Origin of the sequence: Sulfurimonas sp. (assembly GCF_029027585.1) — a bacterium.
GTDB lineage: Bacteria > Campylobacterota > Campylobacteria > Campylobacterales > Sulfurimonadaceae > Sulfurimonas.
Genome location: NZ_CP093397.1, coordinates 1311243 through 1325980, shown reverse-complemented (window position 1 = coordinate 1325980; position 14738 = coordinate 1311243). Strand labels below are relative to the sequence as shown.

General features: G+C 32.6%; 20 protein-coding genes. 9 read left to right on the top strand and 11 right to left on the bottom strand.

All coding sequences use genetic code 11. The annotated features are described in order from the left end of the window. Positions 1-14 precede the first annotated feature (14 nt). The 4 genes from MOV50_RS06850 (at position 15) to MOV50_RS06835 (ending at position 1688) form a co-directional block, all read left to right on the top strand. Positions 15-257 carry a hypothetical protein gene (locus MOV50_RS06850; RefSeq protein WP_321777168.1) on the top strand — a complete coding sequence of 81 codons (243 nt, stop codon included), beginning with the start codon at positions 15-17 and terminating at the stop codon, positions 255-257. 123 nt (positions 258-380) lie between these two features. Beyond that, on the top strand, positions 381-803 hold the full coding sequence (locus tag MOV50_RS06845) for a hypothetical protein (RefSeq protein WP_321777167.1): 423 nt from the start codon (positions 381-383) through the stop codon (positions 801-803). 40 nt (positions 804-843) lie between these two features. After that, the gene (locus MOV50_RS06840) at positions 844-1401 is read left to right on the top strand and encodes a hypothetical protein (RefSeq protein WP_321777166.1); all 558 of its coding nucleotides are present in this window, start codon (positions 844-846) and stop codon (positions 1399-1401) included. A gap of 101 nt (positions 1402-1502) precedes the next feature. After that, a complete protein-coding gene (locus MOV50_RS06835; protein WP_321777165.1) occupies positions 1503-1688 on the top strand; it encodes a hypothetical protein in 186 nt (61 codons plus the stop codon). 49 nt (positions 1689-1737) lie between these two features. Here the strand turns inward: MOV50_RS06835 and MOV50_RS06830 are convergent, their stop codons facing one another. From MOV50_RS06830 to glmM, 8 genes are all read right to left on the bottom strand, one after another. Continuing rightward, positions 1738-2943 (bottom strand): IS3 family transposase, encoded by a 1206-nt coding sequence (locus tag MOV50_RS06830; protein ID WP_321777146.1) that lies wholly within the window; start codon positions 2941-2943, stop codon positions 1738-1740. 72 nt (positions 2944-3015) lie between these two features. Further along, a complete protein-coding gene (locus MOV50_RS06825) occupies positions 3016-3897 on the bottom strand; it encodes an IS3 family transposase (RefSeq protein WP_321777164.1) in 882 nt (293 codons plus the stop codon). An 83-nt stretch (positions 3898-3980) separates the two neighbouring features. Then, positions 3981-4508: a peptide deformylase gene (gene def / locus MOV50_RS06820; RefSeq protein WP_321777163.1), complete on the bottom strand. Its 528-nt coding sequence runs from the start codon at positions 4506-4508 to the stop codon at positions 3981-3983. A gap of 16 nt (positions 4509-4524) precedes the next feature. Further along, positions 4525-5598 carry a GGDEF domain-containing protein gene (locus MOV50_RS06815; RefSeq protein WP_321777162.1) on the bottom strand — a complete coding sequence of 358 codons (1074 nt, stop codon included), beginning with the start codon at positions 5596-5598 and terminating at the stop codon, positions 4525-4527. A 9-nt stretch (positions 5599-5607) separates the two neighbouring features. Beyond that, the gene (gene clpP, locus MOV50_RS06810) at positions 5608-6198 is read right to left on the bottom strand and encodes an ATP-dependent Clp endopeptidase proteolytic subunit ClpP (RefSeq protein ID WP_321777161.1); all 591 of its coding nucleotides are present in this window, start codon (positions 6196-6198) and stop codon (positions 5608-5610) included. A gap of 3 nt (positions 6199-6201) precedes the next feature. After that, positions 6202-7503 carry a trigger factor gene (gene tig, locus MOV50_RS06805; protein ID WP_321777160.1) on the bottom strand — a complete coding sequence of 434 codons (1302 nt, stop codon included), beginning with the start codon at positions 7501-7503 and terminating at the stop codon, positions 6202-6204. Positions 7504-7588: 85 nt separating this feature from the next. Beyond that, entirely contained in the window at positions 7589-8065 is a 477-nt protein-coding gene (gene lspA / locus MOV50_RS06800) for a signal peptidase II (RefSeq protein ID WP_321777159.1), read from the bottom strand. Beyond that, positions 8058-9401, bottom strand: a complete 1344-nt coding sequence (gene glmM / locus MOV50_RS06795) for a phosphoglucosamine mutase (protein ID WP_321777158.1) — start codon at positions 9399-9401, stop codon at positions 8058-8060. The genes lspA and glmM overlap by 8 nt, the downstream gene beginning before the upstream one ends. A gap of 135 nt (positions 9402-9536) precedes the next feature. Between glmM and rpsT the strand changes: the two genes are divergently transcribed. From rpsT to MOV50_RS06780, 3 genes are read left to right on the top strand one after another with little or no spacing between them, the layout of a single operon-like run. Next, complete coding sequence (gene rpsT, locus MOV50_RS06790) at positions 9537-9797, top strand: 30S ribosomal protein S20 (protein ID WP_321777157.1); 261 nt, start codon at positions 9537-9539, stop codon at positions 9795-9797. Positions 9798-9812: 15 nt separating this feature from the next. Continuing rightward, on the top strand, positions 9813-10880 hold the full coding sequence (prfA, locus tag MOV50_RS06785; protein ID WP_321777156.1) for a peptide chain release factor 1: 1068 nt from the start codon (positions 9813-9815) through the stop codon (positions 10878-10880). A 48-nt stretch (positions 10881-10928) separates the two neighbouring features. Beyond that, on the top strand, positions 10929-11435 hold the full coding sequence (locus tag MOV50_RS06780; RefSeq protein ID WP_321777155.1) for a ferritin: 507 nt from the start codon (positions 10929-10931) through the stop codon (positions 11433-11435). Between the two features lie 48 nt (positions 11436-11483). Here the strand turns inward: MOV50_RS06780 and dapF are convergent, their stop codons facing one another. The 3 genes from dapF to MOV50_RS06765 are packed head-to-tail and all read right to left on the bottom strand — an operon-like array spanning position 11484 to position 13362. Then, positions 11484-12227, bottom strand: coding sequence for a diaminopimelate epimerase (gene dapF, locus MOV50_RS06775; protein ID WP_321777154.1), 744 nt, complete (start codon positions 12225-12227; stop codon positions 11484-11486). Then, complete coding sequence (coaE, locus tag MOV50_RS06770) at positions 12224-12817, bottom strand: dephospho-CoA kinase (protein ID WP_321777153.1); 594 nt, start codon at positions 12815-12817, stop codon at positions 12224-12226. Before coaE ends, dapF begins: the two co-directional genes overlap by 4 nt. Further along, complete coding sequence (locus MOV50_RS06765; protein WP_321777152.1) at positions 12817-13362, bottom strand: spermidine synthase; 546 nt, start codon at positions 13360-13362, stop codon at positions 12817-12819. Before MOV50_RS06765 ends, coaE begins: the two co-directional genes overlap by 1 nt. 99 nt (positions 13363-13461) lie before the next feature. Here MOV50_RS06765 and MOV50_RS06760 point away from each other — a divergent pair, with 99 nt between their 5' ends. Together MOV50_RS06760 and purM are read left to right on the top strand one after the other, a co-directional pair. Next, on the top strand, positions 13462-13659 hold the full coding sequence (locus MOV50_RS06760) for a DUF2892 domain-containing protein (RefSeq protein WP_321777151.1): 198 nt from the start codon (positions 13462-13464) through the stop codon (positions 13657-13659). Continuing rightward, entirely contained in the window at positions 13659-14654 is a 996-nt protein-coding gene (gene purM / locus MOV50_RS06755) for a phosphoribosylformylglycinamidine cyclo-ligase (RefSeq protein ID WP_321777150.1), read from the top strand. The genes MOV50_RS06760 and purM overlap by 1 nt, the downstream gene beginning before the upstream one ends. The last annotated feature ends 84 nt before the right edge of the window (positions 14655-14738 follow it).

Here is a 14738-nt window from a genome sequence, read left to right as displayed (position 1 = left end):
TATCAGGAAAGAAAATGAAAAAAGAATATAAAATAATTTTTGATATGCCAAAAGCATACAAATCCCGTGAAGTTTTAAATAAACTACCATCACCTATTAGTAGTCAAATGACAGAGATATATAATTATTCAGTAGAAGATTATGGATTTTATTTGTTAGATAATCTAGTTGACCAAAAAACTGTAGGAGAAGCTATGAAAATTTTTATCGATGAAGCTTTAAAACATTCAAAAAGTATAGAAATTGTGGAACTGTAATAACCAGATAACAAGTACTTGGAGAGGAAATAAGTAGCCTAGCGGCGACTTATTTCTCAAGACAGCCGTTATGTCACTTTTATAGCTACATATTTTAATTTAATACAAAAGAGGAATCAAACATTGAAAAAACAGTACAAATTACTAGCAACGAGTATAGTAGCTATAACATTATTAAGTGGATGTTCTCACAAAATATCGATAAGTCCATCGCTTGAGGATATTAGAGAAACAAAGGTAGAAAAGAAAGTTGATGTTAATGTTGGTTATTATATATCTAAACATAACAAACAACTCAAAGTTACTACTTCTGGCGGAGGTGGAGATAAAGTTGAATATACTCCATATAAAGATACGGAAGGTGCATTTACTTGGCCACCTACAAAGTTTACTGTTGCACTAAAATGTGAAGCGATTAGCTTAGATGGAACAAAATATGGGAAGAAACTGTTTATGAAGAAGGTAATGCAGAATATAATGAATTTAAAGAAAATTTCTCATTATCGGCTCAAAAAGCAACTGAAAAAGCTTTTAAAACTATGTTAAATAAATTAAAAGTATCTAATGTATTTAAAAAGGAAAAATAATGAAGTTAGTAGGCTTTATATTAATAACACTCATTCTGTTATTAACTACAACTGGTTGTTCCATGAAAGGACATGAATTTAAACCTAATTTTAACTCTATTAATGATTTGAAAGATAATAATCTAAAAGCAATGAGTATTCAAAATGGAAATATAAAAAATGAAAAAGATGAAACAATAGGCTTGAGAGCTGTTAATATGACATCTCCTTATGGTGGTTCTTTTTCAAAATATTTAGAAAAATCCTTGGAGGAGCAATTAAAACAAGCTTCAATTTATGATAAACAATCAAATATTAAGATATCAGCTATTCTATTGAAAAATGATGTTTCAATATCAAGCTTTAGTATAGGTGAAGCTGATTTAACAGCTAATTTTATTGTTATGAATAAAGATAGAAAGATATATGAAGAAGAGCATACAATTCATCATGAATGGGAATCGTCATTTTTAGGTCAAATTGCCATTGAGAATGCTTTAGAAAACTACCCTATTGCTATGCAAAAACTTATAGACAGTTTTTTATTAGATAAAGATTTAATTGAAGTCGTAAAGTAGTTTAAACATAACAAAACAGAGTAGCCAATAAATTACCTAGCGGCAATTTATTGGCTATCTTCGACCGTTAGTGTACAAAAAATTTAATTTGGGAGAAGCAAATGAATCGTTGGGAAGAAATTTATAATAATCATGCAATACATGCAACTGTAGTATGGGTAAAGGAGTGCGTTACTACAGAATTTGATGATTTAGACGCTTTGGAAGTTACTGAAAAACGACGATTTCTAAAAATAATATCTAAATATGAAGATGTTCTTTCTAAAATAGACCCTGAACTAATATAATGGTTCCCTTTTTCAAGACCAGTAAAACAAGTTTTCTTATTTTACCTCTTTACGATACCAGTGGTAACAGTTTTGCTCCTTTAGGATCTAAATTATTGACAGCTTTATAATAAACTTCATTTGGAGTTTTATATCCAATCGCCGAATGTAATCTTTTTTTGTTGTAAGAGTTCATATATATTTTTATTGCTCGATTGAGAGATTTTATATTCTTATATTCATTCAGATAAATTTCTTCATACTTAATACTTCGCCAGAATCTTTCGATGCAAATATTATCAGTAGCTCTACCTTTTCCATCCATTGAAATTTTAATGTTGTGTTTTTTGAGAATATCAACATGAACTTTTGAAGTATATTGACTTCCCTGGTCTGTGTTAAATATCTCTGGTTTAGGATAAAATGCGAGTGCTTCATTTAACACACTTTTAACTAAGGAAATATCCATTGTGTTAGAAAGTTTCCATGAGAGTATTTTTTTACTATGCCAATCTATTATTGCGGCTAAATATACAAAGCCTTTTTCCAGTTTGATATAAGTAATATCTGTACTCCAGACTTGATTAGTTTTTTCAATTACAACACGTCCAGCATAATCTCTAAAATCTTTTAGGAGATATGGATACTTATAATGTTCTTTGTTTGCTGTAGTGGTCTTAGGCTTAGGATACAAGGCTTCTATACCCATATACTTCATAGCTTTCTTAACGAACTTTTTCCCTATGCTATACCCATCTCTTAAAAGTTGAGCATGAATTCTTCTACTTCCATATGATGGAAAGTCTGAATATATATTATTTATAGCATCTAATATTTTCAAGTCTTTACCTCTACTAAACGGTTTAGTTGGAGTATAGTACAAACTCGACTTACTTACCTGTAGCAATTGACACTGCTTATTCTGTGATAATTTATGCTTAGCATCAAGTAGAGTTTTTCTCTCTTTAGATGAGGCCAAGCTTTTTAGCTTTTCCACAAGAAAATCCTTCTCAACAATTGTCTCTCCAAGTTTTTTTGCAATTGCATCTTTTTCATATTTAAGAGTATCAATTTCATCTTTGTATTCTTTTACAACAGTACTTTTATCAAATGCTAATGACATATTCTCAAGAAACTGTTTTTTCCAATTTCTTAAACTTAGAGGTAGGACTTCATATCCACTAGCTATTTCATTAACAGTTTTTTCACCCTCTAAAACTTCCAGTACTACTTTTGCTTTAAAATTTGCACTATAACTTTTTCTTTTTGCACTCATATTTAATTCCTATATTCTCTATTTCAATTTTATCATTTTTGAAATAAGAAAACAAATTTTACTGGTTCAGTTTTAGGGGTTCATTATAGGTTTAGGATAAAATGCGAGTGCTTCATTTAACACACTTTTAACTAAGGAAATATCCATTGTGTTAGAAAGTTTCCATGAGAGTATTTTTTTACTATGCCAATCTATTATTGCGGCTAAATATACAAAGCCTTTTTCCAGTTTGATATAAGTAATATCTGTACTCCAGACTTGATTAGTTTTTTCAATTACAACACGTCCAGCATAATCTCTAAAATCTTTTAGGAGATATGGATACTTATAATGTTCTTTGTTTGCTGTAGTGGTCTTAGGCTTAGGATACAAGGCTTCTATACCCATATACTTCATAGCTTTCTTAACGAACTTTTTCCCTATGCTATACCCATCTCTTAAAAGTTGAGCATGAATTCTTCTACTTCCATATGATGGAAAGTCTGAATATATATTATTTATAGCATCTAATATTTTCAAGTCTTTACCTCTACTAAACGGTTTAGTTGGAGTATAGTACAAACTCGACTTACTTACCTGTAGCAATTGACACTGCTTATTCTGTGATAATTTATGCTTAGCATCAAGTAGAGTTTTTCTCTCTTTAGATGAGGCCAAGCTTTTTAGCTTTTCCACAAGAAAATCCTTCTCAACAATTGTCTCTCCAAGTTTTTTTGCAATTGCATCTTTTTCATATTTAAGAGTATCAATTTCATCTTTGTATTCTTTTACAACAGTACTTTTATCAAATGCTAATGACATATTCTCAAGAAACTGTTTTTTCCAATTTCTTAAACTTAGAGGTAGGACTTCATATCCACTAGCTATTTCATTAACAGTTTTTTCACCCTCTAAAACTTCCAGTACTACTTTTGCTTTAAAATTTGCACTATAACTTTTTCTTTTTGCATTCATATTTAATTCCTATATTCTCTATTTCAATTTTATCATTTTTGAAATAAGAAAACAAATTTTACTGGTTCAGTTTTAGGGGTTCATTATATACTTAGAAGTTTTTTCTCTTTAAGCATCTTTTTGTACTCTTTTTCAAACTTTTTTCTTCGTGAATAAGAAAGCTTATCTATAAAAAGCACACCATTTAAGTGATCAACTTCATGCTGAATAGCAATGCTTAAAAGTCCATTTGCTTCAAGAGTTTTTGTATTGGCATCTCTATCTTGATAGTTAATAGTAATATTTTCAAATCTTTTAATATCTTCATAAAAAGATGGAACACTCAAGCAACCTTCTTGATAAACACTTTCCCCATCTTGACTTGTTACAACTGGATTTATAATCTCTAAAAGATTTTCTTCTAGTTGTTCACCATCTTCTTGTGGAATATTTAATATCAAAGCTTGAATAGGATGCGCCACTTGTACTGCTGCTAAACCAATACCATTTGTTTGCATCATTATTGGATACATTGCATCTAAAAGTTTATGTAACTTTTTATCAAATCTTTCAACAACTTTTGATTTTTGTCTTAATCTTTTGTCTGGATATTCTACTATATTTAATTTCATTTATTCACTATTATTTTTATTCTACTGATTCTTGTCTTGACGGTGCCGAACGCAGAGATACTGCAAAGTCTATCTTTTTATCTTTATATGCTTTTTCTATCCCATCCATCGCACTAACAACTATCTCTTCTACTGAGTAAAGTGTTGCGATGTCTGTTATACCTATAGATATTTTTAGTTGTATTTCGCGGTCTGCTAAGAAAAAGTTTGAGTTTGATACTAAATCACTAAGTCTTTCACTAGCTTTTTTTGCACTCTCAATATCTGTATATTTTAAAAGCATTGCAAAAACACCATTGCCATAATGAGCAACAGTATCACTTCTTCTTGAAGTTTTTAACAGAAGTCTTGCGATAGTTCTAGTCATTAAAATCAATGCTTTGTCATTTTTGATGCTATCTTGGAGTTCGCGAGATAGTTCTATCATTATAAGTGAGCTTTTATGTTTGAACTCTGTTATTAGTTCTACTTCTTGCTCTATTTTTGTCATCAAATATCGTTTATTATAGACACCAAATTTATTGTCAAAAATCGTTTCATTTTCTACATTTTTGACTATTTTAGCAGTATCATCATACAAAGTTTTCATATGAGCACTTTGCTTTTTCAAAATGCTATTTAACTTTGAAACATCACTACCTAGAGATGCTGCGATGCTAGATGCTGCTTGAATATCTTTGTTCTCTTCAAGTTCTATCTTTCTTTTATCAAGTATTTTTGTCATAAGTGACATATTCTTATATAAATTTGCTGTAACACTCAAAATGCTCTTGACAGAAGAAAAACCCTTCTTTAAGCTTTGTTCTAAAAGTATAGTATTTTCATTATCGTTGTTTTCTTCAAGTTCAAGCATTGAGAGTATTTGCTTACGAAGATTTTCACTCTTATCTTCTAGTAGTCTATCAAAATAGAGTGAGAAGTTGTTTGGAGTTGGTGGCAAGTTGTCTTTTATAAGAACACTAAGAACCTCTTTAGAATATATCTCTAAATCACTTGTCGGCTCATCCATTTCCAAGGAAGCGACTGTTGATTCTTTATCTGTTGGTGCTTTTATCTTTCGACGATTTCTACTTCTTAAAGATCCTGCCATTATATCCCCTTACTCTTTGTCGTTTTTAACTAAAACCTCATCAATCATGCCATACTCTAGTGCTTCTTTTGCGCTCATAAAGTTGTCACGATCGGTGTCTTTTTCTACTGTTTTTTTACTTTGACCTGTATTTTTTGCTAAAATTGAATTTAACTCATCTTTCATACGCAAAATTTCTTTGGCTTGTATAGCTATATCTGTTGCTTGACCTTGAGCACCACCCAATGGTTGATGTATCATAATCCTTGCATGTGGAAGAGCATATCTTTTGCCTTTTTCACCAGATGAAAGTAAAAATGCTCCCATAGATGCGGCTTGTCCTATACAAATAGTTGTAATATCTGAACGAATATAATTCATCGTATCAAAAATAGCCATTCCCGCAGTAACAACACCACCAGGAGAATTTATATAAAAATAAATATCTTTTTCTGGGTCTTCTGCTTCAAGAAATAGCATCTGTGCAACGATAGAAGAAGCAACAGCGTCGTTAACCTCTCCACTAAGCATAATTATTCTATCTTTTAAAAGACGAGAGTAGATGTCATAAGAACGCTCTCCTCGACCTGTTTTTTCTACTACATAAGGAATATAGCTCATATTCTATGCTTCTTTTATCTTTGAGTTAAGAAGTCCAGATAAAACTTTATCCTCAACCATTGACATTTGAATCGCTGGAAGATATCCAGATTCTTTATACTGATCATAAGCAGCTTTTGGGTCTTGACCTGTTTGCATAGCTTCATAGTAAATAGTTTGCATTACTTCATTTTCTTCTACTTTTATATCTTGTTCTATCGCAAGGGCATCTATAATAAATGTTGCTCTTACACTTTTTTGTGCATCTTCACGGAAGGTATCACGAAGTTCATTCAACTTCTTTTCACTCTCGCGAAGCTCTTTTATCTCATCTTCACTCATAGTTTGAGCAGACTTGTTAAGAGCCATATCTATCTCTTGTTCTACTACAAACTCTGGTAAATCAAATTGAAATTCAGCTACAAAAGACTCTAAAAGTGCTGGTTTTAACTCATCATTATAAAGCTTCCCAAGTTCTTCATTTTCCATCTGTGTTTTAACTTGTTTTTGTAACTCTTCTACAGTTGCATCTTCTTTACCTTGAAGAATTGTTTTAGCTAACTCATCATTGATTTCAACATCACCTTTTACTTTAATACCGTTTACTTTTACTTTAAATTCAGCCTCTTTACCAGCTAATGCTTTTGATTGGTATTCTTGTGGAAATGTAACTTTTACAACTACTTCTTCATCTCTTTTCACACCAACAAGTTGTTCTTCAAAACCTGGGATAAACTGACCTGAACCTAAAAGAAGTTCAAAGTTTTCAGCAGTACCACCTTCAAAAATTTCTCCATCAACAGAGCCTTTAAAATCTATAACAGCAGTATCGCCATCTTTCATTTTACGGTTTCTTTTGATGTCTTCTAGTGGTGCTTGTGACTCAGCAATTGATTTGATTCTTGCATCTACATCTTTCGCTTTTATAGTAGGCTTTTTAAAATCTTTTACCATTGAAGCATAATCACCAAGCTCTACGACAGGGCGCATTGCAACTTTTACAGCTACTTCTATCTTGTCATCACTCTTATCAAATTTAAAGATATTTGGCTCACCAATTAACTCTTCATTAGAAATACTTAAATCTTCTAAACCTTTAGATAGAACTTCACGAAGAGCCTCAGCTTCAGCATCTTGAACTAGTTTTTCACCATATTGTTTTTTCACAATAGAAACAGGAACTTTACCTTTACGAAAACCTTGCACACTTGCAGTTTTTTGTAATTCTTTAGCAATTTTTTCTATGTTTGCGTCAACAACTTCTTTTGGTATAGTAGCCTCAATAGTAGCATTAGCCGAATCTATCTTGTTTGATTTGATTTCCATCAATTTCCTTTTTATATCTTTAGTTATATTTTTAACTATTATTTTGGGTAATAATATCTAAAATCTGCTTTTAGTTAGCTTTTAGTTAGCTTTTACAAAACCTCGGCTTAAAATTCAAAATCAAAAACCACACAACAGCCACATCTATCATAACATCAGCAAAGTTAAAGACTGCGAAACCATTTTGCCCAAAAAGGGGGTATGGCCAGCCATGCCAGTAAAACATATCTACCACACCCCCGTGAATAAACCTGTCATATACATTTGAAAAAGCTCCACCTAACATCAAGCCAGAAGGAAAGGCGAAACAAACTTTTTTTAGATTTATGATGTAAATTAAAATCCCAAAGACCATAACAAGTTGAATATACTTCAACCATTCATCTAAAAATGAAAGCATTGAAAAAGCAACACCTCTGTTATAAACTAAAATCAAATCCATATACTCTGTGTAATAACGAAAACCATCTACAAAGAGCATCTTTATATTTTGATCTACTATAAAGATACCTGCCATTGTAAAAAACAAAATGGCGCTAAGTCTTAAAGTTGTTTTACCCATTTAAAGCTTTCTGAAAAAACTCTATCATGGCATCCATCTCTTTTTCCATCAACTTAGCATCTATACATTCTAGTAAAACTCTTAACTTATTTTCAGTCCCAGAATATCTTATGAGATGGCGAATATGTTTAGCATCTAAACTTTTGAGTTTAGCATCTAGTCCCTCAATTTTCTCAAGTGGCTTCTTAGCTTTTATATTTATATTTACTAATTTTTGAGGATAAAGACTAAATGGACGAAGAGCTTCAGATGCTTTAGTATTTGTATTGATTAAAAGAGCTAAAACTTGAAGTGCACTCACAAGTCCATCTCCTGTTTTTGCAAAGTCACTTATAATTACATGACCGCTCTGCTCACCACCAAAGTTGATGCCCTCTCTTTTCATAATCTCTAAAACATTTTTATCTCCAACATCTGAACGAAAAAGTTTTAAATCTTTACTAGTCATAAAATCTTCTAAACCTTGATTACTCATAACAGTAGCTACAATGCCTCCACCTTGTAAAACACCCATCTCATTCATATAAACACCTAAAGCACCTAAAAGTTGGTCACCATCAACTATCTCACCATTTTCATCAATAACTACAAGTCTATCAGCATCCCCATCTAAGGCTATTCCTAAGTCTGCTCTATATTTAACAACACTCTCTTGCAAATCTTTTGTATGAAGTGCCCCACAACCTTCATTTATATTAAATCCATCTGGTTTATTATGAAGAACTATAACATCAGCACCCAATTCTTCTAAAACAGTTGGTCCTACTATATAACCTGCTCCATTTGCGGTATCAAGAACTATTCTCATACCTTGAAGCGACAACTCTCTAGGAAAAGAATTTTTAAGTTGAACTATATATCTACCTATAACATCATCGATTCTTTTTGCTTTTCCAATTTTTTTGGCACGAACTTGAGCTTCTTGAAGTCTTTCATCATCAGCGTAAATTTCTTCAATTTCACGCTCAACACTATGAGATAATTTATCCCCCTGTCCATCAAAAAATTTTATTCCATTATCTTCATATGAATTATGAGATGCACTTATCATAATCCCAGCATCGCATCGCATATTTTCTGTTATAAATGCTATCGCAGGTGTTGGCATCGGACCTATTTCAATGACATCGTAACCTATTGCTGTCAAACCACTTACAATCGCATTTTCTATCATATAACCACTTCTTCTTGTATCTTTACCTATTAAAATTTTGTTTGTTCTTGAGTGAGATTTAAAATATATTCCAGCTGCCATCGCCACTTTCATTGCCATAGATGCTGTTAAAAAAGAGCCTGCTTCTCCTCTAACTCCATCTGTTCCAAATAATTTATTCATAATAGTTTCCAATTTTTAAAGTTCCATATTTTAGCGAAATAGATAAATATTTGCAATTCACCTTGTCTTTAACTTAATTTTAATTATTTTTAAGCTAGAATTGCGCACTTAAATTTCATGAGAAGGACTCATTACATGGCAAATCACAAGTCATCAATAAAGAGAATTCGTCAAACGATTAAAAAAACAGAAAGAAATCGTTTCTACAGAACTCGTCTTAAAAATATTGTTAAAGATGTTACAACTGCAATCGAAGCAGGAAACAAAGAAGAAGCTGCAACAGCATTTCAAGTTGCAAACAAACAAATTCATAAATTTGTAAGCAAAGGTATCTTAAAAAAAGAAACTGCTGCTAGAAAAGTTAGTCGTCTTCACAAAGCCGTTAACGCTATATAATCAGAGCATAACTTAATGCTTGCCGATAAACTTACCCCGTTTATCAACCGCTATGATGAACTTAGCAGACTGCTAAGTTCACCTGACATAACTTCTGACATCAAAAAAATGACAGAACTCTCAAAAGAACAATCAAATCTTTTACCCATCGTTGAAAAAGCCAAAGAGTATAAATCTGTAATTGAGCAAATTGCTGAATCTAAAGAGATGCTAAGTGACCCAGAGATGATAGATATGGCAAAAGAAGAGCTAAAAGAGCTAGAACCTCAACTTCCTAGAATAGAAGAAGATATTAAAGTTCTACTTCTGCCAAAAGACCCAAATGATGATAGAAATATCATTGTTGAGCTTCGTGCTGGTGCTGGTGGTGATGAAGCTGCTATTTTTGTTGGAGATTTGTTTGATGCTTATACTCGTTATGCTGACCTTAGAGGTTGGAATATTGAGATTTTATCAACATCTCCATCTGATTCTGGTGGATTTAAAGAGGTTACAGCACTTATTAAAGGTGAACAGGTTTATAGTAGGTTGAAATATGAAGGTGGAACTCACCGTGTTCAAAGAGTTCCAGCAACAGAGTCTCAAGGTCGTGTTCACACATCCGCAATTACAGTAGCAGTTATGCCTGAAGTTGATGATGTAGAGGTAATTATTGAAGATAAAGACCTCAAAATTGATGTGATGCGTTCATCTGGTTGTGGTGGTCAGTCGGTAAACACTACGGACTCTGCTGTTAGGATTACTCACTTGCCTTCAGGCTTAGTAGTAACCAACCAAGACCAAAAATCTCAACACAAAAACCGCGAAAAAGCTATGAAAGTTCTTAAAGCTAGACTTTATGACCTAGAGATGCAAGCACAACAATCTGAAAATGCAGCCGAGAGAGCAGCACAAGTTGGAACGGGAGATAGAAGTGGGCGTATTCGTACTTACAACTATCCTCAAAACCGCATGAGTGACCATAGAATAAATTTAACTCTTTATAGATTAAATGAGATTATGAATGGTGGACTTTTAGATGAAGTTGTAGAACCTCTTATAACTGATAATCAAGCAAAAATTGTTGAGGCGGCTGGACTTTAATTATATTTAATTTCCTTTTGTCTATAATATCTCTTTAAAGGAGATATTATGATATCAAAAAAAATGACAAAAGCCCTTTCACTACAACTTAATCGTGAATTTTACTCAGCTTATTTATACTTATCTATGTCAGCATACTGTAACCATATTGACTTTAACGGTGCAGCAAACTGGTTTAAAATGCAGTATGAAGAAGAGCACATGCACGCAACAAAAATTTATAACTATTTAACAGAACAAGGGGTCCATGTTAATCTAGAACAGATTGATAAACCACCAAGAAAATTTGGAACAATTTTAGAAATTTTTCAACAAAGCCTTGATCATGAAAAGTTTATGACCAAAAACTTAAATAACCTAAGCGACAAAGCACTTAAAGTAAAAGACCATGCAACATATAATCTATTGCAGTGGTTTGTCAATGAACAGGTTGAAGAAGAAGCATCAGTAGAAGAGATAATCTCTAAAATTAAGTTAGTGAAAAATAGTGGTTATGGACTGCTTATGGTTGATAATGAACTTGCACAAAGAGCAGCACCAGAAGCCAAATTATAAGATATTTGAAGTTCTAAAAGAGCTAAACAACTCTTTTAGCTTCTCTCTTTATATACTCCACTGGGTATTAAAAGTATTTTTAACTTCACCCTTAAAGGTAATAGTTTTCTCATTCATTCCAAGATATAAAGTTTCTCCACTTTTAGGGTAAACTTCTATCGAATCACTCACTAAGTTTTCTTTTACTGCCCTGTAAAAACAAGCTGCCATTCCAGTTCCACAAGCTAAAGTTTCATCTTCTACACCGCGTTCATAAGTTCTTACTTTTAGGTTTTTGCCCTCTATATAAGCTATATTTACATTTGCATTGTATTTGTAGCGAAGTTCTCTTGCTTCATCTAAATTAAACTCTTGTATATTTGATGTAAAACTCACCAGATGAGGCACGCCAGTATCTAAAAGCCACCAAGATTTATTGTTAAGATTTATATCTTTATCTAAAATTTTTGGAGGAGTTAATTCGCTCAAAACCATATTTGCATCTACACTAGCTTTTATAACACCCGCCTCAGTTAAAAAACTCATCTCTTTAGATGCCAACTTGTTTTCATAAGCATAATGCGCACAAGCTCTGGAGCCATTTCCGCACATCTCGGCACCACTTCCATCAGAATTATAAAACTGCCACTCAAAATCATACTTATCATGTGGCACTATAACTATCAAGCCATCTGCACCGATGCCATTTTGTCTATGACATATCTCTTTTGCTAAAGCTGTTCTATCTTTTTTTTTATCACTATGAAAGATTACAAAATCATTTCCATTTGCACTATATTTTGAACATTTCATAGGTAAATACCTTTAATCTTTTCAACAAAGTCTTCTACCTCTTGTTGAAGATGTTTCAAGTTTTTAGAGTTGTCTATAACCCAAGTTGCTCTAGCTTTTTTTTCATCTATTGGCATCTGAGAAGCTATGCGTTTTAAAGATTCTTCTTCTGGGTAAGCATTTCTCTTCATAAATCTTTGCAACTGAACGACAGCTGGAGTGTAAACAACAACACTCTCTTTTATCTCATAAGCACCTTTTTCAAAAAAAAGTGGAATGTCTATGAGATAAGGAAATTTAAAACTATCTTGTTTTATGCTAAGTTGTTCTATCTCATCTCGTATTTTTGGATGCAAATACTCTTCTAAAAGTTTCTTTTTTTCTTCATCAGAAAAAACCAAACCTCCAAGTTTTTCACGATTCACTTTTAAAGCGTCAACAAACTCTTCACCAAAAGTTTCTTTTACCCAAAGATGCGAAGCATCAAGGATTTTATGTGAAATAGTATCAGCATCTATAACTCTCATGCCATTTAGTGCGAGTAAAGATGCAACCGTACTTTTTCCAGTAGCAATGCCTCCAGTTAATGCTATAGCGTACTTGAAAGCCATTAGTTTTTGATAATTCCTAAATACTCTTTACGAATATAATTTCCCATTGCAAATGCAGCAATATGAACATCACAATTATAAAAATTCAAATCATCTAACATTTCAGCACGATGAAGATTTATATCTGCTGTTGGATGGTACTCTTTTGAAGCTATAAGCGCGCTATACCCATTATAAAGATTATATGGCATTACAACTTTAAAATACTTTCCAAGGATTCCCATTAAAGATTTATTAGCATCTACTTCTTTTAAAGATGGGTGAGAAATACTTAACTGACCATCATCTTTTAAAACACGACTAATATGTGCTAATATCGCACTATCATCATATTTTTCACAGATAACTACATCAACACTAGAATCTACTTCATCACGAATAGCATCTACACAACAAGATATGACTTTATAGTTGATTTCATCATGTTTTTTCATCTCTGCTTCTAATCTACTCGCATTATCACTAATAATCAAAACATTTTGTGGATTTTTACTAGTACAAACGGGTACATGTACCATCATTTCTGGGTAAATAAATTCTTTCATTTAATATTTCCTTATTTAATTACCGCGATTTTAGCATATTAGGATTAATTTTACTTAATATAGATATAATTGCGAAATATTTAAGATAAAGGTTTTAAGATGGATTTTAACAAAATTAGAAAGTTTTGTAGAGTTTTTCGTATTTTTTTAGGCTCGGCGTTGATTGTTACAGGTGTGATTACAGGGAATGCTTGGTTCTTTCTTGGCGCTATTCCTCTTCTTGCAGGCATACTTAATTTTTGTCCTCTTTGCATTATCTCTAAAAAATGCGATTTACCAAATCAAGGAAGTAATTAATGTCACAAATTTCATATAAAGACGCTGGTGTTGATATAGATGCTGGAAATAGTTTCGTTGAAAATATCAAACCTTTAGTAAAATCTACAAAAATTCCAGGTGTTTTGGGTGGCATCGGAAGTTTTGCTGGTGCATTTGAGCTTCCAAAAGGTTTCAAAGAGCCTGTAATGCTTGCTGCAACAGACGGTGTTGGAACAAAACTAAAATTAGCTATCGATAGTGGCATCCATAACACAGTAGGAATTGATTTAGTTGCAATGTGTGTTAATGACTTGCTTTGTAACTTTGGAACTCCATCTTTTTTCCTTGATTATTATGCAACTGGAAAACTTGATGTTGCTGTAGCTACAAATGTAGTTGCAGGTATCGCTGAGGGTTGTATAAGAAGTGAATGTGCTTTGATTGGTGGAGAAACAGCGGAAATGCCAGGAATGTACTCAGAAAATGATTACGACCTAGCTGGTTTTGCAGTTGGTGTTGCTGAGAAAAGTGAGATGGATAGAGTTTCTTTAGTTCGTGCAGGACATAAACTCATTGCTCTTCCAAGTTCAGGACTTCATTCAAACGGTTTTTCTCTTGCTAGAAAAGTTCTTTTTGATAAGATGAAACTAGACTTTAATGAAGATTTCAATGGCAAACCTCTTATTCAAACTCTACTTGAACCAACAAATATCTATGTAAAAATGTTTAAAGAGTTAAAAAATGAAATCGTTGGAATGGCTCATATCACAGGTGGTGGAATAGTTGAAAATCTTCCTCGTGTTTTACCTGAAGGCTTAATGGCGGAAGTAAAAAAAGACTCCATAAAAGTTCTTCCTATTTTTAACTTAATTGGACAACATGTAGATGCTGATGAAATGTTTAGAGCCTTTAACATGGGTGTAGGAATGATACTTGTAGTTGAAGATAAAAATATTGATACTATTTTATCAAAAACTGATGGTTACTTAATAGGTGAGATTAAAGAGGGTAAACGCGAAGCTGTAATGGTCTAGGCACTACACCCCAAGAGTACTTCCTCGGCTAAAGCCTCACCGCGAATGCCTGCATCCATTTTGCTAAAGTAAAATGGATGAAAT